The organism is Aeromicrobium sp., from assembly GCF_032084975.1.
Classification (GTDB): Bacteria; Actinomycetota; Actinomycetes; order Propionibacteriales; family Nocardioidaceae; genus Aeromicrobium.
In genome coordinates this window covers 1-19077 of record NZ_DAMDLR010000053.1, presented here as the reverse complement: position 1 = coordinate 19077, position 19077 = coordinate 1, and the positions used below count along the sequence as shown (strand labels likewise).

At 71.4% G+C, this 19077-nt stretch carries 24 protein-coding genes; 10 read left to right on the top strand and 14 right to left on the bottom strand.

Features of this window, described 5'->3' with window-relative positions; translation table 11 throughout:
• Together RT323_RS12255 and RT323_RS12250 are read right to left on the bottom strand one after the other, a co-directional pair.
• On the bottom strand, nt 1-945 hold a 945-nt coding region (locus RT323_RS12255), incomplete at its 3' end, for an SMC family ATPase (protein WP_313408793.1).
• Complete coding sequence (locus RT323_RS12250) at nt 942-2102, bottom strand: exonuclease SbcCD subunit D (protein ID WP_313408791.1); 1161 nt, start codon at nt 2100-2102, stop codon at nt 942-944. The genes RT323_RS12250 and RT323_RS12255, both read right to left, overlap by 4 nt.
• Before the next feature lie 101 nt (nt 2103-2203).
• Between RT323_RS12250 and RT323_RS12245 the strand changes: the two genes are divergently transcribed.
• Genes RT323_RS12245 through RT323_RS12235 form a run of 3 tightly spaced genes read left to right on the top strand, consistent with a single transcriptional unit; the run spans nt 2204 to nt 4240 of the window.
• Nucleotides 2204-2884, top strand: coding sequence for a histidine phosphatase family protein (locus RT323_RS12245; RefSeq protein ID WP_313408788.1), 681 nt, complete (start codon nt 2204-2206; stop codon nt 2882-2884).
• 55 nt (nt 2885-2939) lie between these two features.
• Entirely contained in the window at nt 2940-3491 is a 552-nt protein-coding gene (locus RT323_RS12240; RefSeq protein ID WP_313408785.1) for a DUF3090 domain-containing protein, read from the top strand.
• Nucleotides 3488-4240, top strand: a complete 753-nt coding sequence (locus RT323_RS12235; RefSeq protein WP_313408783.1) for an SCO1664 family protein — start codon at nt 3488-3490, stop codon at nt 4238-4240. Before RT323_RS12240 ends, RT323_RS12235 begins: the two co-directional genes overlap by 4 nt.
• A gap of 52 nt (nt 4241-4292) precedes the next feature.
• On the opposite strand, the gene RT323_RS12230 is transcribed toward RT323_RS12235, so the two are convergent.
• On the bottom strand, nt 4293-4865 hold the full coding sequence (locus RT323_RS12230; protein WP_313408780.1) for a hypothetical protein: 573 nt from the start codon (nt 4863-4865) through the stop codon (nt 4293-4295).
• A 214-nt stretch (nt 4866-5079) separates the two neighbouring features.
• Nucleotides 5080-6681: an AMP-binding protein gene (locus RT323_RS12225; RefSeq protein WP_313408777.1), complete on the bottom strand. Its 1602-nt coding sequence runs from the start codon at nt 6679-6681 to the stop codon at nt 5080-5082.
• A gap of 306 nt (nt 6682-6987) precedes the next feature.
• Between RT323_RS12225 and RT323_RS12220 the strand changes: the two genes are divergently transcribed.
• Nucleotides 6988-7671: an SDR family NAD(P)-dependent oxidoreductase gene (locus tag RT323_RS12220; RefSeq protein ID WP_313408774.1), complete on the top strand. Its 684-nt coding sequence runs from the start codon at nt 6988-6990 to the stop codon at nt 7669-7671.
• Between the two features lie 140 nt (nt 7672-7811).
• Here the strand turns inward: RT323_RS12220 and RT323_RS12215 are convergent, their stop codons facing one another.
• Complete coding sequence (locus RT323_RS12215; protein ID WP_313408771.1) at nt 7812-8948, bottom strand: acyl-CoA dehydrogenase family protein; 1137 nt, start codon at nt 8946-8948, stop codon at nt 7812-7814.
• 66 nt (nt 8949-9014) lie between these two features.
• On the opposite strand from RT323_RS12215, the gene RT323_RS12210 reads away from it, so the two are divergent.
• Nucleotides 9015-9791 carry an SDR family NAD(P)-dependent oxidoreductase gene (locus RT323_RS12210; protein ID WP_313408770.1) on the top strand — a complete coding sequence of 259 codons (777 nt, stop codon included), beginning with the start codon at nt 9015-9017 and terminating at the stop codon, nt 9789-9791.
• Nucleotides 9792-9794: 3 nt separating this feature from the next.
• Here RT323_RS12210 and RT323_RS12205 read toward each other — a convergent pair whose 3' ends face one another.
• From RT323_RS12205 to RT323_RS12190, 4 genes are all read right to left on the bottom strand, one after another.
• Entirely contained in the window at nt 9795-10148 is a 354-nt protein-coding gene (locus tag RT323_RS12205; protein ID WP_313408767.1) for a hypothetical protein, read from the bottom strand.
• Nucleotides 10138-10524 carry a hypothetical protein gene (locus RT323_RS12200; protein ID WP_313408765.1) on the bottom strand — a complete coding sequence of 129 codons (387 nt, stop codon included), beginning with the start codon at nt 10522-10524 and terminating at the stop codon, nt 10138-10140. The genes RT323_RS12205 and RT323_RS12200 overlap by 11 nt, the downstream gene beginning before the upstream one ends.
• Nucleotides 10525-10600: 76 nt before the next feature.
• Entirely contained in the window at nt 10601-11830 is a 1230-nt protein-coding gene (locus RT323_RS12195; RefSeq protein WP_313408764.1) for a divalent metal cation transporter, read from the bottom strand.
• On the bottom strand, nt 11827-12273 hold the full coding sequence (locus RT323_RS12190; protein ID WP_313408762.1) for a hypothetical protein: 447 nt from the start codon (nt 12271-12273) through the stop codon (nt 11827-11829). Before RT323_RS12190 ends, RT323_RS12195 begins: the two co-directional genes overlap by 4 nt.
• A gap of 76 nt (nt 12274-12349) precedes the next feature.
• On the opposite strand from RT323_RS12190, the gene RT323_RS12185 reads away from it, so the two are divergent.
• Together RT323_RS12185 and RT323_RS12180 are read left to right on the top strand one after the other, a co-directional pair.
• Nucleotides 12350-12886, top strand: a complete 537-nt coding sequence (locus RT323_RS12185) for an isochorismatase family cysteine hydrolase (RefSeq protein ID WP_313408760.1) — start codon at nt 12350-12352, stop codon at nt 12884-12886.
• A 45-nt stretch (nt 12887-12931) separates the two neighbouring features.
• Nucleotides 12932-14074 (top strand): DUF222 domain-containing protein, encoded by a 1143-nt coding sequence (locus RT323_RS12180; RefSeq protein ID WP_313408758.1) that lies wholly within the window; start codon nt 12932-12934, stop codon nt 14072-14074.
• Between the two features lie 42 nt (nt 14075-14116).
• Here the strand turns inward: RT323_RS12180 and RT323_RS12175 are convergent, their stop codons facing one another.
• From RT323_RS12175 to RT323_RS12155, 5 genes are read right to left on the bottom strand one after another with little or no spacing between them, the layout of a single operon-like run.
• Complete coding sequence (locus RT323_RS12175; RefSeq protein WP_313408756.1) at nt 14117-14323, bottom strand: hypothetical protein; 207 nt, start codon at nt 14321-14323, stop codon at nt 14117-14119.
• Nucleotides 14320-14961, bottom strand: coding sequence for a methyltransferase (locus RT323_RS12170; protein ID WP_313408754.1), 642 nt, complete (start codon nt 14959-14961; stop codon nt 14320-14322). Before RT323_RS12170 ends, RT323_RS12175 begins: the two co-directional genes overlap by 4 nt.
• Nucleotides 14961-15824, bottom strand: a complete 864-nt coding sequence (locus RT323_RS12165; protein ID WP_313408751.1) for an SDR family oxidoreductase — start codon at nt 15822-15824, stop codon at nt 14961-14963. The genes RT323_RS12170 and RT323_RS12165 overlap by 1 nt, the downstream gene beginning before the upstream one ends.
• Nucleotides 15817-16026: a CDGSH iron-sulfur domain-containing protein gene (locus RT323_RS12160; RefSeq protein WP_313408748.1), complete on the bottom strand. Its 210-nt coding sequence runs from the start codon at nt 16024-16026 to the stop codon at nt 15817-15819. Before RT323_RS12160 ends, RT323_RS12165 begins: the two co-directional genes overlap by 8 nt.
• Nucleotides 16023-17006 carry an iron-containing redox enzyme family protein gene (locus RT323_RS12155; RefSeq protein WP_313408746.1) on the bottom strand — a complete coding sequence of 328 codons (984 nt, stop codon included), beginning with the start codon at nt 17004-17006 and terminating at the stop codon, nt 16023-16025. The genes RT323_RS12160 and RT323_RS12155 overlap by 4 nt, the downstream gene beginning before the upstream one ends.
• A 157-nt stretch (nt 17007-17163) precedes the next feature.
• On the opposite strand from RT323_RS12155, the gene RT323_RS12150 reads away from it, so the two are divergent.
• From RT323_RS12150 to RT323_RS12140, 3 genes are all read left to right on the top strand, one after another.
• Nucleotides 17164-17307, top strand: coding sequence for a hypothetical protein (locus RT323_RS12150; protein ID WP_313408743.1), 144 nt, complete (start codon nt 17164-17166; stop codon nt 17305-17307).
• A 3-nt stretch (nt 17308-17310) separates the two neighbouring features.
• The gene (locus tag RT323_RS12145) at nt 17311-18810 is read left to right on the top strand and encodes an FAD-dependent oxidoreductase (protein WP_313408742.1); all 1500 of its coding nucleotides are present in this window, start codon (nt 17311-17313) and stop codon (nt 18808-18810) included.
• Nucleotides 18811-18817: 7 nt separating this feature from the next.
• Nucleotides 18818-19077: LLM class flavin-dependent oxidoreductase (locus RT323_RS12140; protein WP_313408740.1), on the top strand; the 260-nt coding region annotated here is incomplete at its 3' end.

Below are 19077 nucleotides of genomic sequence, written 5' to 3'. Positions count from 1 at the left end.
GAGCGCGACCGACTGGGCCGCGACGGCACGATCGCGGCGCTGCCGATCGAGCTCGATCGCGTCCTGGTCGGCGAGCAGCCGGGTCATGGCCGCGCTCGCCGCGGCGAAGCGGTGCTGGCGAGCGGCGAGGTCGGTGGCCTGCTGGAGCACGTCCTGGGTGGCCCGCAGCTCCTTGTCGGCCTGCTCGAGGGCGGCCTTGGCGACCTCGACGTCGGTGTCGTGACCGTCCAGCAGCTCGGTGAGCCAGTCCTCGCCCGGCTCGGCCGGCGCGTCCTGGGCGGCGTGCTCGGCCAGCGCGGTGATCGTGGAGGCGATCCCGGACTCGGCGAGCTGCAGCTCCTTGCGCAGGGCGCCGGCACGGCGCTGCATCACCGCGTCGTAGTCGGTGAAGCGGTCGCTGCGGAACAGCGTCCTCAGCAGCTTCTGGCGCTCGTCGCTGGAGGCCACGAGGAACCTCTGGAACTGGCCCTGGGCCAGCAGGACGACCTGCAGGAACTGGTCGCACGAGAGCGGCAGGATCTGGTGCAGCTCCTCACCGACGACGCGCAGCTGGGAGGCGATGCCGACCCACTGGTCGCCCTCGAGCCGGGACAGCTCGGCCTGGGCCTTCTGGGTCGTGAACCCCTCGCCGCGGGCCTTGGGACGCTGGTACTCGGGCTGGCGCACGATGCGATACGTCCGGCCCGCCGCACTGAAGGTCAGCTCGACGCGAGTCGGCTCGTCGGGAGTGCAGTGGTCGCTGCGCACCTGGCGGCCGCCGGAGCTGCCGTAGCGCGGCGCGGAGTCGTACAGCGCGTAGACGATCGCGTCGAGGATGCTGGACTTGCCCGCGCCCGTGCGACCGGTGATCAGGAAGATGCCGTGGTCGTCGAACGCCTCGAAGTCGACCACCTGGGTCTGGCGGAACGGGCCGAAACCCGTCATCTCGATCCGGTGGATCCTCATCGGCTGGCCTCCGCGCCCGCGACCTCGCTGACGAGGTCGTCGAGGATCGCCTCCTCGTCCTCGGTGGGCCCTTCGCCGTTGCGGACGAAGGCCAGGAACTCGGCCATGATCTGCTGGTCGGTCATCGCGGCCAGCCGCTCGGGATCGGCCGGGGTGGCGCGTACGTCGACGTCGCTCGGCCGGAAGTCGAGCACGGCGCAGTGCTCGAAGCGGCGCTGCAGCCGGCGCATCGGGTCGAGCGGACGTGACACGTCGGTGAGGATCGCCCGCACCCAGTGCTGCTCGTGGACCTCGAGCGCCGGGTCGGCGAGCAGCTGGTCGAGCGTGCCCGTGATCGTGGCGAGCGGACGCGGGACCGGCAGGTCGAGCCACTCGACCGGGCCGAGCCCGTCGGCGTCGAGGGTGACGAGCCAGGCGCCACGCGGCTTGTCCTGCTCGGAGAAGGACAGGTGCAGCGGTGCGCCGCTGTACCGGACGTGCGGGGCGAGCGTGCTGCGTCCGTGGATGTGGCCCAGCGCCGCGTACGTGATGCCGTCGAAGGCGGACTTGGGGACGCGGTCGACGCCGCCGACGGTGATCCCGCGCTCGGACTCGCACGAGTCGCCCTGCGCCCCCGAGACGAAGGTGTGCGCGAGCACGACGGACCGGTCGCTCTCGCGCCCGGCGAGGTCCGCGCGGATGTTGTCGAGGGCGAACCCCACGGCCGATGCCTGGTTGGTGAGCCGGTGCTCGGGCCAGCGGTGCCGGATCAGGGCGGGCTCGAGGTACGCGATGCCGTAGAAGTGCACCGGACCGTGCTCGTCGCCGACGGTGATCGGCGTCGCGTGGTCCTCGGGACGCGTGACGATGTGGACACCGGACTCGCGCGCGAACGCGGCCTTCGCGCCGAGGCGGGCCGGCGAGTCGTGGTTGCCGCTGGTCACGATGACGGTGGCGCCGGTGCCGCGCAGGGCGAGCAGGACGCGGTCGAGCTCCTCGACCGCGGCGGCCGACGGGGTGGACGAGTCGAACACGTCGCCGGCCACGACGACGACGTCGACCTCGTGATCTCGCACCAGGTCGATCAGCGCGTCGAGCACCGGCGCGAGGGCGTCGGCGGTCGGGTGCTGGTGGAACGTGCGACCGATGTGCCAGTCGGACGTGTGCAGGATCTTCACGCTTTCGACGCTAGTGAGAACGACCGACAAATCCGGGAAGCCCGGCCGGGCGCGTCGCCGGGCGACCGGTGATGTGGCCCACCACCGCTACTCTCTGGCCCATGGCGATCGTGCTGCTGGTCCGTCACGGGCGGTCCTCCGCCAACACCTCCGGAACCCTCGCGGGTCGACTGCCGGGCGTCCACCTCGACGACACGGGCCGCGAGCAGGTCGCCCGCACGGGCGAGCGGCTGGCCGACGTCCCGGTCGTCGAGGTCGTCACCAGCCCCCTCGAGCGCTGCGGCGAGACCACCGACGCGATCGCCCGGCACCACGACCTGACGGCCACCGTCGACGAGGCGGTCACCGAGTGCGGCTACGGCGACTGGCAGGGGCGCCCGCTCACGGAGCTGGCCGACGAGGCGCTCTGGAGGACCGTCCAGTCCCAGCCCTCCGCGGCCACGTTCCCCGGCGGCGAGTCCCTGATGGCGATGCAGGCCCGCGCCGTCACCGCGATCCGCCAGCACGACGCCCGCATCGAGGCCGCGCACGGTCCGTCGGCCGTGTGGGTCGCGGTGTCGCACGGGGACGTCATCAAGTCCGTCCTGGCCGATGCGGCGGGCATGCACCTGGACCTGTTCCAGCGACTGCACGTCGACCCCGCGTCGGTCTCGATCGTCCGCTACGCACCGCAGCGGCCGACCGTGGTCGCCGTCAACACGCACGCGGGCGACCTGGGCTGGCTCCGCGGTCCCGAGCCCAGTGGCGACGCGCCCGTCGGTGGTGGCGCGGGCCCCGCGTAGTCGTGGGTGGCACTCCGGGCGGCGCCGCTGGTGCCTCGCTCCTAGCATGGTGGGCATGGCGCAACGACACGAGTTCGACTGGCCCGATCGTCTCGTGATCGGGACGGTGGGCCGACCGGGCGAGCGCACCTTCTACCTCCAGGCACGCGCCGGCGAGCGACTCGTCAGCGCCGGCATGGAGAAGGAGCAGTCGGCGGCTCTCGCCGAGAAGCTCGACGAGGTCCTCGACGAGCTGATGGTCCAGGACGGCAACCCCTTCAGCGTTCCGGCCGAGGCCCCCACGGCCCTCGACGACCACGAGCCGTTGGACGGGCCCGTCGTGGAGCAGTTCCGGGTGGGGATGCTGTCGCTTGGCTTCGACCCGTCCACCGCCCAGGTCGTCATCGAGGCGTTCCCGCTGGTCGAGGACTCCCCCGCGTCGCTGCTGGAGTCCGAGCCCGACGAGCCCGCCGAGGTCCTGCACGTGCGGATCCCCGTCGGCGCCGCCCGCTCGTTCTGCAAGCGCACACGCGAGATCGTGGGAGCCGGCCGGCCCATCTGTCCCCTGTGCTTCGCGCCGATGGATCCCGAGGGCCACATCTGCGAGCCCCCAGAAGGGCTGATGTGACCGCTGCCGGCCAGCTCGTGCTCGAGGGCCGGATCCTGCCCGCCTCGAACGCGACCTTCGTCGGCCTGCTCGACGGGGACCGGGTCGTCTACAAGCCCGTCGCCGGCGAGCGGCCGCTGTGGGACTTCCCCGGCGCCGTCCTGGCCCACCGCGAGGTCGCCGCGTGGCACGTCTCGCAGGAGCTCGGCTGGGACGTCGTCCCGCCCACGTGGCTGGGCGACGGCCCGCACGGCCCGGGCATGGTGCAGCGGTGGCAGGACGCCGACCCCGACGACGAGGCCGTCACGCTCGTGCCCGCCGACGACCGGCCCGACGGCTGGTGCCACGTCCTCGACGGGCTCGACGCCGAGGACCGGCTCGTGTCGCTCGTGCACGAGGACTCGGCCGGGCTGCGGCGGATGGCGATCTTCGACGTGCTCACCAACAACGCCGACCGCAAGGGCGGGCACGTGCTGGCGATGCCCGGAGGCCACCGGTACGGCGTCGACCACGGCCTGACCTTCCACCCCGAGCCGAAGCTGCGCACCGTGCTGTGGGGCTGGCTGGGGCGACCGCTGGCCGACGACGAGCTCGAGGGCGTCCAGCGGGTCCGCCGGGGCCTCGACGGCGACCTCGGCACCTCCCTCGCGGAGCTGCTCGAGGAACCCGAGCTCACGGCCCTCGTCGCGCGGTGCGACCGCCTGCTGGACGATCCGTCGTTCCCCTCCCCCGAGGGCGAGATGCCGGCCGTACCCTGGCCGCCCTTCTGACCCGGACATGACAACGGCCGCCCGGTCGGGCGGCCGTTCTCGTGAGCGGTGTTCAGATGGTGGCGTTCGCCGCCTCGGGCTTCCGGGCGTGGCGCAGGCCCAGGAAGCTCAGCACGGCCAGCAGCGCGGCTCCGAGGAAGGACGCGATGGCGGCGAGGCCGGCGATGGTGCCCATCGTGCTGAAGGCGTAGCCGTAGAGGAGCAGGCCGCGCAGCGTGTTCCCCATGAAGAGCGACTGGCGCAGCGCACCCAGCTCCTGGCCCTCGGCGGACGCCTTGCCGGCATCGTCGAGCGCGAGGAACTCGCCGCTGACCTCCTCGTAGGTGCGGTTGTCACTCGAGGCGTTCATGTGGGCGAGGATGTAGTGGTCCGCGAAGGCGCGGGCCTCGGCGCCGCTGTCCATCGGGCTGCCGGCGAAGGGCTCGAGCGCCTCGCGATCCTCGTCGGACAGGCTCGTCAGCGCGTCGCCCTCGGGCATCGTGATGTCCTGCGCGATCAGCTGGCTCTGCACCTGGTCACCGATGAAGAAGTGCGCCCAGGAGGTCAGTCCACCGGCGACGACCAGGAGAGCGGCCAGGGCCAGTCCCGTCCATGAGATGAGCTTGTCGAGTGCCGAACGACGCATGATTCTGTTCCTCCTGTGCGGTGACTCCCACGTCGTTGTGGGGTCATCACTGACGCTAGGGGCCCGCACGCCGTGGCGGATGAGGCGAAGGCAGCGACTTGGCCGGGACATTCGTCCCGGTCGCACCGGGTCCTGCCCGCACGCGGTCCCAGCACACGCAAACGCCGGCGCCAGCCCCCTCTCGGGGACCGAGCGCCGGCGTCCGTGGCGTGCGTCAGGCGATCGGGTCGAACGCGGGCAGCTCGCGCTTCATCACCTTGCCGGTGGGGTTGCGCGGCAGCTCGTCGAGGAACCTCACCGCGCGCGGCACGGCGAAGCGGGCGACGTGCCCCTTGGCGTACTCGATGACCTCGTCCTCGGTGAGCGTCTCGCCCTCGCGCGGGACCACGTAGGCGGCCAGGCACTGGCCCCACTGCGGGTCCGGGACGCCCGTGACGACGACGTCCTGCACCTTCGGGTGCTCGATGAGGGCGTCCTCCAGCTCGCGCGGGAACACGTTCTCACCACCGGAGATCACCATGTCGTCGTCGCGACCGGCGACGAACAGGCGGCCCTCCGCGTCGAAGTAGCCCAGGTCGCCCGAGTGCATGAGGCCCTCGCGGAAGTCCTTCGTGCGGCCGTCGGTGTAGCCGGCGAACATCATCGAGTTGCCGACGTGGATCACGCCGGTCTCGCCCTGGGGCACCTCGTGGCCGTTCTCGTCGAGCACCTTGACGTGCGTGTGCCACGGGACGCGCCCCGCGGTGCCCGGCGCGTCGCGCAGGTCCTGGGGGTTGGCGATCGTGACCCAGCCGGTCTCGGTGGCGCCGTAGAAGTTGTAGACCGAGTCGGTGAACGTGTCCATGAAGTGCGTCGCCAGCTCGCCGGCCAGGGCCGAGCCGCTCGACGCGGTGATCTGCAGGCTGGAGACGTCGTTGCTCCGGATGACCTCGGGGTCGGCGTCGACGAGGCGCTGCATCATGAGCGGCACGACGACCAGGACCTTGGCCTTGTACTGCGCGATGTCCTTGATGACCTGCTCGGGCACGAAGCGGCGGCGGAACACGAATGTCGGCACCGTCGAGAGGCCGAAGCCGAAGTTCAGCAGGCCCCACGAGTGGAACAGCGGCGCTGCGATCACGACGGTCGAGTTGCCCTCGTACGGGATCGCGCCGAAGTAGGTCAGCAGGGGCTCGAGGTTCTCGGGCTCCTTGCGCTTGGCGCCCTTGGGCAGGCCCGTGGTGCCGGAGGTGAAGATCACGATGCCGCCGGGCTTGGCGGGCTTGTCGTGGTCGGCGGCCGAGACGCCCTTCTGCAGGTCCATCAGGGTGGGCAGGCCGTGGGTGGCGTCGTCCTCCCAGGCGATGACGAGCTTGTCCTGCTCGAGGTCCTTGGCGACCGGGAGGAACTCCTGGTCGAGGATGATCATCTTGGCGCCCTCGCGCTTGACCAGCTCGGTGAGCTGGCCGGCGCTGGCCATCGTGTTGAGCAGCAGCATGCGGCCGCCCATCTGCATGATGCCGACCATCGCCATGACCATGTAGCGGTGGTTGCGGCACAGGACGGCGACCGGGTCGCCGGGCACGAAGCCCCGATCCTTGAGCGCCTGCGTGACGCGGTTGACGGCCTCGCTGGCCTCGCGCCACGTCATCTCGCCGGCATCGTCGATGATCGCCAGCTGATCGGGCTTGCGTGCGGCAGCCGCACCGAGCGCCGACGGGAAGCCAGGTCCCCACGAGGCCAGCTTGCGTCCCGCCTTTACCAGGCGAACGGGATTCTGAGCCTTGAGCAGACCGATCTGCCGCAGGACCTTCAACTTGTAACCGAGGTCGCCCACTTGTTTCTCCAGACTTGGTGTCGCTTTCGACCGATGATGTGACGCAGGTTACCAGCGAGTCACTTGGTCGTGTCCACGTCCTGAGAAAACCGGAGCCCCTCCTCCGTGAGACATAGGTCACTTCCGCCCCATTCGCCCCACCGCATGTAACCCGCAGTGACGTCGGGAGTTACCGATTTGCCCCGGAACGTCAGGGGTTTCAGATACTGCGGGAATGTCGGCCATTCCCTCGCGATCGCGGCGTGCAACGCGCACGATGGGACCCGGGAGAGCATCTCGGACAGTGACGCAAGGGAGGGCAGTGACATGGCGACGAGCGCGGTGGCGGTGGTGACCGGGGCCTGCGGCGAGCTCGGGCTCGAGACGGCGCGGTGGCTCGCCCGCGACCACCACGTCGTCCTGAGCGACCCGAGCCGCGAGCGCCTGCACCGCGCTCTGGACCGGCTCGACTCGCTCGGCGTCTCGGCCGAGTCGATCGTCGCCGACGTCACCGACCGACGGTCCGTCGAGGTGCTGATGGCCGCCGCGAGCAGCGCGGGGCACGTCGCGACCGTCGTCCACGCCGGCGGGACGACGTCGCCCTCGGACTCCCCCGACTCGATCATCCGCACCCGGGTGCTGGGCACGATCAACGTCACCGCCGCGACTCTCGCGGTGGCCGGCATCGGCACGACGCTCGTCCACGCCACGGCCCGGTCGACGCCGCACGTGCTGACGAAGCTCCCGCACTGGGCGTTCCGGCTGGCGCCGACCGATCCCGAGGGACTGGCCTCGGCGCTCGGGCGGCTCGCGAGCGTCGCCCCGGCCCGCCTCGCACCCGCCGTTGCGCACACCCTCAGCGGGACGTTCGTGGACTGGTACACCCAGCGGATGGGTCGCGTGTTCCGCGAGTCCGGTGCGCGACTCCACCCGGTCGACGGCGACGCGGTGGTCCAGATGTGCCGATCGGGCCTGGCTCCCGCCCACCCGCTCGCAGCCTCGGCGGCCTGAGCCGTCAGCGGTGGCGGGCTCGCTCCGGCACCCCTCCCCCGCTCCACTCTCGTGAACGGCTCCACGCCATCGGGCCGAATGAAGGTGGATCCGTTCACCAAAGTGGAGGTGGAGTTGCGGCCCGAAGGCGGAGGCCTGCGTCAGCCGCGCTTCTTCAGGTCGCGGCCGATCACGAGGCGCTGGATCTGGTTCGTGCCCTCGAAGATCTGCATCACCTTGGTCTCGCGCATGTACCGCTCGACCGGGAAGTCCTTCGTGTAGCCCGCGCCGCCCAGCACCTGCACGGCGTCGGTCGTCACCTTCATCGCGTTGTCGGTGGCGACGAGCTTGGCGATCGAGGCCTGCCGCGAGAACGGCCGGCCGAGGTCCTTGAGCCGCGCCGCCGCCAGGTAGGTGGCCCGAGCGCTCTCGACGGCGGCGGCCATGTCGGCCAGCAGGAAGGTCAGGCCCTGGTGGTCGATGATCGGCACGCCGAACGCCTCGCGCTCGCGGGCGTAGGCGACGGCGGCGTCCAGCGCTCCCTGCGCCACGCCGGTCGCGACTGCGGCGATGCCGAGGCGGCCCGAGTCGAGTCCCGCGAGGGCGATCGCGAGCCCCTGGCCCTCGTCGCCGAGGCGGCGCTCCACCGGCACGCGGACGTCGTCGAACAGCATCGTGGCGGTCGTCGAGCCCATCAGGCCCATCTTGTCCTCGGGCACGTCGGCCGTGAGTCCCTCGGCGTCGGCAGGCACGAGGAAGCACGTGATGCCGGCGTCCGCCCGCGCCATCACCTTGTAGTAGTCGGCCTGGCCGCCATGGGTCGTCCACGCCTTCGCGCCACGGATGACGTAGTCGTCGCCGTCGCGCTTGGCGGTGGTGCGCATCGCGGCCGGGTCCGAGCCGGCATGCGCCTCGGACAGGCAATAGGCGCCCAGCAGGTCGCCGCCGAGCATGTCGGGCAGCCACCGCTGCTTCTGCTCGGGGGTGCCCGCATGGTCGAGGCCGAAGCAGCTCAGGGCGTGCACGCTCGTGCCGACGCCGACACTGGCCCACGCGATCGCGATCTCCTCCACGACCTGCAGATAGACCTCGTAGGGCTGTCCACCGCCGCCGACCTCCTCCGCGTACGGCAGGCCGAGCAGGCCGGAGCGGCCCAGGGTGCGGAAGACCTCGCGCGGGAACGTCGCCGTGCGCTCGGCCTCGTCGACGCGCGGTCGCAGCTCGGCGTCCACGATCCGACGGGTCAGCGCGATGAGGTCGCTCGCCTCGTCGCTGGGCATCAGGCGGTCGACGGCCACGGGGTCCTCCTGGGTTCTGGGCAGCACCTCCAGCATGGACCACCGAGCGGATGGTTGGATCGGGGCATGGACATCAGTGGAGCATCAGCCATCGTCACCGGAGGCGCCTCGGGCATCGGCGCGGCCGTCGTACGCCAACTCGCCGAGCGCGGCGCCCGGGTCGTCGTCGCGGACCTCAAGGACGACGAGGGCCGGGCCCTCGCCAGCGAGGTCGGTGGCGTCTTCATCCACGTCGACGTGACCGACACCGAGCAGATCAAGACCGCCATCGGCGCCGCGGAGGAGCTGGCGCCGCTGCGCGTGCTCGTGAACTCGGCCGGCATCGGCTGGGCCCAGCGCACGGTCGGCCGCGACGGCGCGTACGAGTCGGCGCACGACCTCGACGCGTACCGGAGGGTCATCGCGATCAACCTGATCGGCACGTTCGACGCACTGCGGCTCGCAGCGACCGCGATGGGCCGCACCGAGCCCCTCGACTCCGGCGAGCGCGGCGCGATCTGCAACCTGGCGTCGGTGGCGGCGTTCGACGGCCAGATCGGCCAGGCGGCCTACTCGTCCTCCAAGGGCGGCGTGGTCGGCATGACGCTGCCCGTCGCCCGCGACCTCGCGGCCATCGGGGTGCGCGTCAACACGGTCGCTCCCGGCCTGATCGACACCCCGATCTACGGCGAGGGCGAGGCGGCCGAGCAGTTCAAGGCCAAGCTGGGCGAGTCGGTGAACTTCCCCAAGCGCCTGGGCAGGCCCGAGGAGCTGGCCAGCATGGTCGTCGAGTGCGTCACCAACTCGTACATGAACGGCGAGACGGTCCGCGTCGACGGCGCCATCCGGATGCCCCCGAAGTAGCACTCACCGCTCGAGCTCCGTCGACCAGCGACGGTGGCCGGGGCGCACGCGCACGTGCCCCCGGCCCAGCTCGAGCACGTCCTCCATGCCGATCAGGTGCGCCCCGTGCTCGCGCCGGCGCAGCGCACGCGCCAGCAGGGCGGGCGCTCGCATGTCGCGGCGCTCGTAGCCCATGAAGCCCAGCCGGGCGTGCGGTCCCACGATGATCCCCAGCACCCGGGCTCCGGCCACCAGGGTGCCCGGCGGGCCGTCCAGCACGAACCTCACGTCGACGACGTACCCGATGCGGACGTCGTCCTCCAGCACGGGCATCCCCCGCAGGTCGCTGAGCAGCAGCCGATCGTCGTCACGGGTCATGACGGCCCCCCGGGATCCTGGCGATGAGATGGTCCCGGACCCAGCGCTCGGGCCACGTGACGACATGGTCTTCGGCCGAGATCCCGAGCACGACCCTGGTGCCGATCTCGGCGACGTCGTGCCACGCGAACCGGCGGAGCAGGGACGACGGCGTGTGACCGCCGAAGAATCGCTGGAGCAGCCCCGACGCCGCGATGAGGTCGGCGATCACCAGGTCGTCGCCCTCGCGGCGCAGCTCGATGTCGGCGACGAACGCGGCCGGGCGGCCGTCGACGTCCTCGATCGACCGGTCGAGCAGGTTCAGGTTGGCGTCCAGGACCCGCCCGCGGGCCGGATACGTCGGCAGCGTCTCGTTCATGCCAAGTTCTTCACTCATACCCGCACCCCCTTGAAGAAGCAACGGTAGGTGGGCGCCGGCATTCGAAGCCCCTTTCTCGCTCGCTGGCGCTCGCTCATGCGCCCATTCCCGTCAGGAGCAGCAGGGGGATCGCGGCCACCGCCGCGACGCAGATGATCACCAGGTAGACCAGCGCCAGGGCGTTCACGACGGGGCCGTTCGTCTCGTCGCCGACGTATTGGGGGTCGTTCGCCACGACCAGGATCGGCAGGTAGGTCAACGGAAGCGCGACGGCCGAGAACACCACCGAGAACTCCGTGACCATGATCGGGTCCACGCCCGTGAGCAGCACGAGCACCGCCACGGCGACGCACACGATCAGCGTGAGGTGGAAGCGTGCGGCCGCCGCCGGCCGGTGCGACTTCCCCCAGGGCCAGCCACGGAACTGGGCGAGGCTGTAGGCGATCGACAGTGCCGTCTCCAGCGCGGCGCCGAAGGTGGCCGCGAAGATGCCCACGATCGCCACGGCCAGGGCCAGCCGGCCGCCGCCCTCGACCACGGGCATCACGACCTGCGGCAGCGACGTCACGGCGATGGCCTGCGGGAGCAGGAAGGTCGCCGCGCACCCCGCGATCGCGAGGGAGAGCAGGCCGCCGAGCGGGAAGCCGATCAGCACGTTGGCCCGGGCGACCCCCAGGTCGCTGCGGGTCCAGCGCTCCTCGACCGCTCCGGAGGAGAAGAAGAACACCTCGTACGGCGTCATGGCGGCACCGAAGAGGGCGACGGCGTAGTACCAGTACGTCAGTGTCGTCTCCTCCCCACGCGGTCCGAAGTGCGTCGCCTGGTCGGCCAGCTCGCCCCAGTCCGGTCCCAGCAGGAACAGCGCGACGCCGAAGACGACCAGGCACAGGCCGACCAGTCCCGCGACGTTCTCGAGGACCTTGAACCTCACGCGCCAGAGCACGAGCCACACGGCCAGTCCGGCCACCGGGATCCACGCGAACTCCGAGACGCCGCTGGCGAGCTGCAGGGCGAGCGCGATGCCGCCGATCTCGGCCGTCAGGGTCAGGAACGTCATGAACATCGAGGCCACGAGGTTCATGACGCCGACCCGGGGACCGAGGCGCTCGCGGATCACCTCGAACGTCGCCGCGCCACTGAGCGCAGCGACCTTGCCGGACATGTGCGCGAACAGGCAGATGCCGATGACGCCCACGACGACGACCCAGGCCAATGACATGCCGAACCGCGAGCCGACGACCGCGTTCGTGACGAGATCGCCGATGTCGACGAAGCCGCCGATCGCGGTCAGGACGCCCAGGGCGACGGCCAGGTACTTCCTCATCGCGGCGGTCCCACCCGCCCGGCCACGTCCCGCAGGACCCGCTCGGCCGTCTCGACGAGCTCGGCGGCGGGACCGAAGTCCTCGCCGGCGGCGAGCGTCGAGCGAGCCAGGGCCACGGCCGCCGCGGCATCGGCCAGGGCAAGGCGCACCGCCACGAGTCGATTGGCCTGCTCCCCCGGCTCGGGTGTCACCGTCGCCGTCTCGGACAGGGCCGTCGACAGCTCGGTCGCGGTGGCCTCGAGCGTCACCTCGGCCGTGGCGTGCGTCGAGCGTCCACGATCCAGCTGGTCGAGTGCCTGTCGTGCCGTGGCCGTGGCGGCGAGGCCGTCGTGCGCCGCCTTGCTCGTGTCGGTCGCGGGCGAGGAGCAGGCGGCTGTCACCAGGAGGGCGACGACCACCAGGACCACCACGCGCAAGCGGGCGGACCACTCCGGACTTCGCACGACATCACCTCTTCGGAACCGAGACCAGTAAGCCATCGGAGGGGCGTGAACGCATCTCGACCGGCACAATGGACAGGTGCGTGCTCTCCTGCTGATCGACCTCCAAGAAGACTTCCTCAACCCGCCGCCGCTGGCCGAGCAGCGCTCGGAGCTGGTGCAGGCGGTCCAGCGTTGGATCGACTGGGCACGCGAGGCCGGACTGCCGATCATCGAGGTTCGGACCGTCCTGCCTCGCGACAAGTCGACGTGGGCGCGCAACATGCGCGAGGACGATCAGCCCGTCGCGCTCGAAGGCACCGAGGGCGTCGAGCGGCTGCGTGAGCTGGACGTCGAGCCCGACCTCTGCCTCGAGAAGCGCCGCGACGACGCCTTCCACGGCACCGACCTGCTCGACCGCCTCCACGGCCTCGAGGTCGACGAGCTGGTGCTCGCCGGCGTCGTGACCGAGGCGTGCATCGCGATGACCGCGGCCACCGCCTACGCGCACGACCTCAAGGTCTCGATCGCCGAGGGCGGCGTGACCTCCTACGACCAGAAGCGGCACACGGCCGCGCTGAAGTGGCTCAACGAGCAGTACCGCCAGGACGTCGTCGGCCCCGACGACCTCGGCTGACGCTCGCCCCGGGTTCTGTCGGTGGTGCCCACTACGTTGGGTCGCATGGACTTGAACCGTGCGATCACGACGGGCGACACGGTGCGTCGTGCCCGCGCGATGGCGGAGTTCGAGGAGTGGAAGTTCGTCGCGAGGTACCACGCGAAGATGGTGGCGGAGATCGACCGGACGGACGAGATGCCGTTGGGCAAGGAACTTGCGCGCCGTGAGGTCACGCTGGACCTGGCGCAGGCGTTGCACGTCTCGGAGAGCACGGTCTGGGCGATCATCAGCGAGACCGAGGTCCTGCGCACCAGGACTCCCGCGGTGTGGGCGGCGTTCCGCGAGGGCGACCTCGACGGGGCCCGGGTCGCGTCGATCGCCCGGACGGCAGAACAACTGCAGACTGCCTCTGCGCTTACGGAGTTGAACGAGTCGGCACCGGGCTATGCCGCGACCCACACCGTGGCGGAACTGCGGTCGTGGCTGCGACGGCTGCGGGCGCGCCTCGAGCCGGAGCAGACGCGCGTGGAGCGCGAGAATGCCGTGGAGCAGCGTCGCGTGTCGATCTGGCACAACGACGACGGCACCTCCTGGCTCGCCGCGCTGTTGCCGACCCCGGTCGCGATCGCGGCCGGCACCCGGTTGCGCCGCGCCGCGAAGGCCCTGCCCAAGGTCGATCCCGAGACGGGCGAGAAGGACCGCCGCACCCGCGATCAGAAGCAGGCCGACCTGCTCGCGCACTGGCTGACCTCTTGCGAGGGCACCTTCACCGACATCCGTGCCGAGATCGCGATCAGCATCCACGCCACCGACCTCATCGGCTACACCGACGGTCCGGGCATGACGCTCGACGGCGAGCCGATCGGCTCCGAATGGGTCCGCGAACTCGCCGCCAGCGAACACACCATCTTCCGCAGACTCGTCCTCAGCCCGAAAGGCGAAGTCCTCGACACCACCGTCCTCGGCTACCGCCCCACCGAAGCACTGAGACAAGCGATCAGTTGGCGAGACGGCACCTGCCGCGTCATGGGATGTCGAGCCCCAGCGCACGAAGCCGACCAGGACCACGCCCTCGCCTACGACTCCGGCGGCGAAACCTCAGGCAGCAACCTGCGATCACTGTGTCGCAAACACCACAACATGAAGTCCCACGGTCACCTCCACGACCGCCACCTCGGCATGCCCCTGAGGCACGCCCACCACTGAGACCAGCCCGCGCAACGCGGCGCGGCTGACCTGGGTGTGCGGCTACGGACCGCCGGTGCCCGGGTCGTCGGGGACGCCCAGGTCGGGCACGCCCTCGGGTCCTTCGACCCCGGGAATCGTCTCGGTCTCGGTGCCGTGCTCGCCGTCGCCGCCCGGCTCGTCCTTCTCGCCGTGGCGCGGGTCCACCGCCAGGTCCTCGAGCTTCTTCTCGCGACCGCGGGCGGTCTCGTCGTCGATCGGTTCGGTCATGGTGTTCCTTCCGTCGATCTGCGCAGGAGCACGACTGCTCCCCCGTCGAACTGGCGACCCTCGTCGATCGAGAGTCCCCGTTCCTTGGCCTCGACTCGCAGCTGCTCGCCCTGCTGCAGGTCGCGCAGCTGCAGCAGGCCCACGCCGTCGCGGGCCAGGTGCCGGGTCATGACGTCCAGGCACATGCGCGCCAGGTCCAGCCCGTCGTCGCCCCCGTCGATCGCCGTCACCGGGTCCTCGGGGTACTGCGCCACGCCGTGGCTCGGGACGTACGGCGGGTCGGCGATGACCAGCGCGAACCGCTCGTCGGGCTCGAGGGCGTCGAGCATCGACCCGTGCCGGATCTCGCTCGCGATCCCCCAGGCCCGCGCGTTGCGCAGGGCCCACGCGCAGGCGTGGATGCTGGCGTCGACCTGCACCAGCTCGCGGTCGGTGCCGACCACGGCCAGCAGGCCGATGTGGCCGGCGCCCGAGCACACCTCGAGCACGCGGCCCTCGGGCAGCTCGTCCAGCAGGCTCCGGCCCCATCCGGACTGCTCCTGCGTCCAGGCTCGCGGGGTCAGCACGGTCTCGTCGTAGCCGATCTCGCGTCCACCGAACGCGGCGACCTGTGCGACCGGATCCTGCTGGTCAAGCATCAGAAGACCGGCTTTCCGCCGGTGACACCCAGGACGGTGCCCGACACGTAGCTGGCGTCGGTCTCGCTGGCCAGGAAGACGAACGCGGGTGCCACCTCGGCGGGCTGTCCCGCACGTCCGAGCGGCGTGTCCGAGCCGAACTGCTCGATCTTCTCCTCGGGCTGTGTCGCGGGCTGCAGCGGCGTCCAGATCGGACCGGGGGCGACCGCGTTGACGCGGATGCCGCGCGGACCGAGCTCGGCGGCCAGGTTGACCGTCAGGTTGTTGATGGCCGCCTTCGTCGAGGCGTAGTCCAGCAGGCTCGTCGAGGGCTCGTACGCCTGGATCGACGTGTTGTTGATGATGCACGCGCCCCGGCCCAGGTGCGCCAGCGCGGCGCGCGTGAGCCACAGCAGGGCGAACACGTTCGTCTTGTACGTGCGCTCGATGCGCTCGTCGTCCATCTGCTCGAGGCCGTCGTCGCGGGCCATCTGGAACCCGGCGTTGTTCACCAGGATGTCCAGCCCGCCGAGACCGTCGTGGGCATGGGCGATGACGCGGTCGCACGTCGCGCTGTCGCGCAGGTCGGCCTCGATCGCCAGGCATGTGCGGCCTGCCGCCTCGACCTGGCGGCTGGTCTCACGGGCGTCCTCGACCTCCTCGGGCATGTACGTGAAGGCGACATCGGCGCCCTCGCGGGCGTACGCGATGGCGACCGCTCGACCGATGCCGGAGTCGCCGCCGGTGATGAGCGCCTTGCGGCCCTCGAGCTTCCCGCTGCCGACGTAGCTCTCCTCGCCGTGGTCGGGCACGGGATCCATCACGTCCGTGCGGCCGGGGGGCTCCTGCTGCTGGGCGGGGAAGCCGGCTTCGTCCTCAGTCATGAGACTCTCCTTCGTCGCGGAATCGGATCAATTGATGGGTACCGTCGCACCATGGCAGCGACGCGGACTTGCCGCACCTGCACACGGCACTGACGGGTCGTTCGGTGCGATGGACCTCGCCGTCCCCGGTGCGCACGCCGATGTCGCCGCGCACCAGCAGCGGGCCGTTCGGGCACACCCACAGGTCGACTCCCCGGCTCATGACTCGCCCCACTTGGCGAGCATGTGCTCGGCGAACCGGTCCTCCAGATCGAGACACGTGAAGACCCCGAACGCCACGTCCTCGGCCAGGTGGGGCTCGGCCTCGAGCAGTGCCCCGGCGATGAAGCGCGCCGCCGTCTGCTCGTGCACGGCGTCAGCCTCGACGTGCTCGTCGTAGTACGCGGCCATCTCCTCGGGGAAGCCCAGCCGGCGCAGACCCCGCGCCCATTTGCGCGACGGGCCCGAGCTGGAGGCCTCGAACGCGACGAGGTGACCCACCGACGCGCCCCGCAGGCGTCGCTGCAGCCCGAACATCGTCAGGGCCACGTTCATCTCGAGGATCTCGGCCGGCACGTCGTCGATCGCCGCGTTGACGCGCGAGTCGATCCCGCAGGCGCGCAGCCCCTCGACGAACAGGCGCGTGTGCAGGCGCTCGGGCTTGCCGGCGCCGTACTCGTCGTACTGCAGCTCGGCGAGCGCGGCCTTGGCCGGGCCGGGCAGCCGGGGCACGGTCCACGACGTCGGATCGGCCTCCTTGAGGTGGTAGATCGAGCGGTACCAGAGCAGTTCGCGGACCTGCTCGGCCGTGGCGGACTTCTGGACGACCGAGGCCAGCGAGGGACCGGCGTGGTCGCGGACGAACTCCAGCAGCGTGTCCGCGTCGGACGACGCGGGCAGGCGGCCCTCGGCGCGCTCGCGCAGCCGGGCCTCGAGCTCCCGCTCGATCCGCATGCGCACGGCCAGCAGCTCGGGGGTCCACTCGGCGTCCTCGAGCTCAGGGAATCCGCGGTGGTGCAGCTCGTGGGCGATCCACACGGTCAGCAGACCGTCCTCGTCGCTCGAGGCCCGCACGCGCGGCACGCGGTCCCACGCGAGCTGTCCCCGCAGGGCGTCGATCGTGGCCTCGCTGAGGTCGCCACGCGCCCGGGGCAGTCCCACCGAACGGGTCTCGCCCCGTTCCGCCAGCACGGCTGTCTGCATTCGTCGTCCTTCCGTGATGGGTGCGTCGTCACTCCCATCGTCGCGGCTCACGTACCCCCGCGCGACCGCTGCATGCGTGACCCGGGTCCCACCGGCCCGCGCATGAGTCCACGCGGGCGGGGTACGACCCGGGTGACCGACGATCGAGGAGGAACACATGAGCACTCCGCACCCCGAGGCGCCTGCCGAAGGCCCCGACCCCGCCGATCCGGCGAGCCAGCCGGACCAGCCCGAGACTCCCGGCGAGTCCGGCGACGACGCGCCCGACGAGGACGCGACCCTGGCCGTCAAGCCGATCTGATCCATGAGCGAACAGACCCCCTTGTGGGACGTGCCAGTCGCGCCCGCCGCCCATGACGACCTGCCGGAGACGTGCGACGACCTCGTGATCGGCGCCGGCATCGCCGGCCTGACGACGGGGCTGTTGCTGGCTCGTGCGGGTCGCCGGGTCAGCATCGTCGAGGGCCGGTACGCCGGCGCGGGCGCGACGGGCCGCAGCTCGGCCAAGGTGACCCTCCTGCAGGGCACCCGCCTGTCCACGCTGCTCGAGAAGCACGATCGCGACCTCGTCGGGGCGTACGTGGACGCGAACCGGGCCGGGTTCGACTGGCTCGTGGAGTTCTCCGAGGCGCACGGCGTCCGGATCGACCGACGGACCGCCGCCACGTTCGCGGCGCAGCCCTCGCAGGTCGCCCAGGCCCGCGCCGAGTACGTCGCCGCGCAGGCCATGGGACTGCCCGTCGAGTGGGTCGACCAGCTCGACGAGCCCTTCACGACGCACGGTGCCGCCACGCTGGCGGACCAGGCCCAGGTCGATCCCGCCACCCTCGTCACCGCCCTCGTGACGCAGTTCCGTCGTGCCGGAGGCGTCCTGGTCGAGGACGCGCGGGTCGAGCACGTGAGCTGGGTCGGCACCCCGCGCGCGACGCTGGCCGACGGACGCCAGGTGGCACCGAAGTCGATGGTCGTGACGACCGGCACGCCGATCCTGGACCGCAGCATGGCGTTCGCTGATCTCGAGCCGTCGAAGTCCTACCTCGTGGCGTACGAGCTGGACGCGCCGCCCACCACGATGGCGCTCTCGGCGGGCTCGCCGACGCTGTCCCTGCGCGAGGCGCGCACGACCGACGGGCGCCCCGTCCTGCTGGTGGGTGGGCACGGCCACACCGTCGGCCGGACCTCCTCGGAGCACGAGCACGTCGAAGCGCTGCGCACGTGGACCGCCGAGCACTTCCCGCAGGCGCGCGAGCTCGCCGCATGGTCGGCGCAGGACTACACCACGGCCGACGGCCTGCCGCGCTTCGGGCGGATGCCCCGCGGCGGTGGCCACATCCGTTTCGCGACGGGCTTCGCGAAGTGGGGCTTCACGAACGGGCCCGCGGCCGCCCTGGCCATCGCCGGGGACATCCTCGGCGAGACGCCCACGTCCTGGGCCGAGGCGCTGACCCACCGGTCCTCCCCCGTGGTCTCGATCGGCGAACGGGCCCGGATCAACGCCGGGGTCGCCAAGGAGGTCGCGACGGGGGTCGCCGGCGCGCTGTTGCGCTCGGACTCGCCGCTGGCCGAGGGCCAGGGCGCGGTGCACCGCGAGGGCGCGAAGCTCGTGGCCGAGTCGAACGTCGGCGGGCGGGTCCGCCGGGTGCAAGGACTGTGCACCCATCTCGCGGGCGTCCTGCACTGGAACGACGCCGAGAAGACGTGGGACTGCCCGCTGCACGCCTCACGGTTCGCTCCCGACGGACAGGTCCTCAACGGACCGGCGACCAGACCGCTGGCGTGCCTGGACCGGGACGACCAGTCCTGAGCCGACGATGACCGTGGAGCTCGGGTACCACGCCTCGCACGAGCAGTTCGGTCCCGCCGAGCTGCTGGACCTCGCGCGCGCGGCCGAGGGCGCAGGGTTCGACGCCGTCCTGTCGTCCGACCACCTGGCGCCGTGGCGCGAGAGCGGTGAGTCCGGCTTCGCGTGGTCGTGGCTGGGCGCCGTCGCGGCCACGACGGGACTCGACCTGGGCGTCGTCTCCGCGCCCGGACAGCGCTACCCCCCCGCCGTGCTGGCGCAGGCGATCGC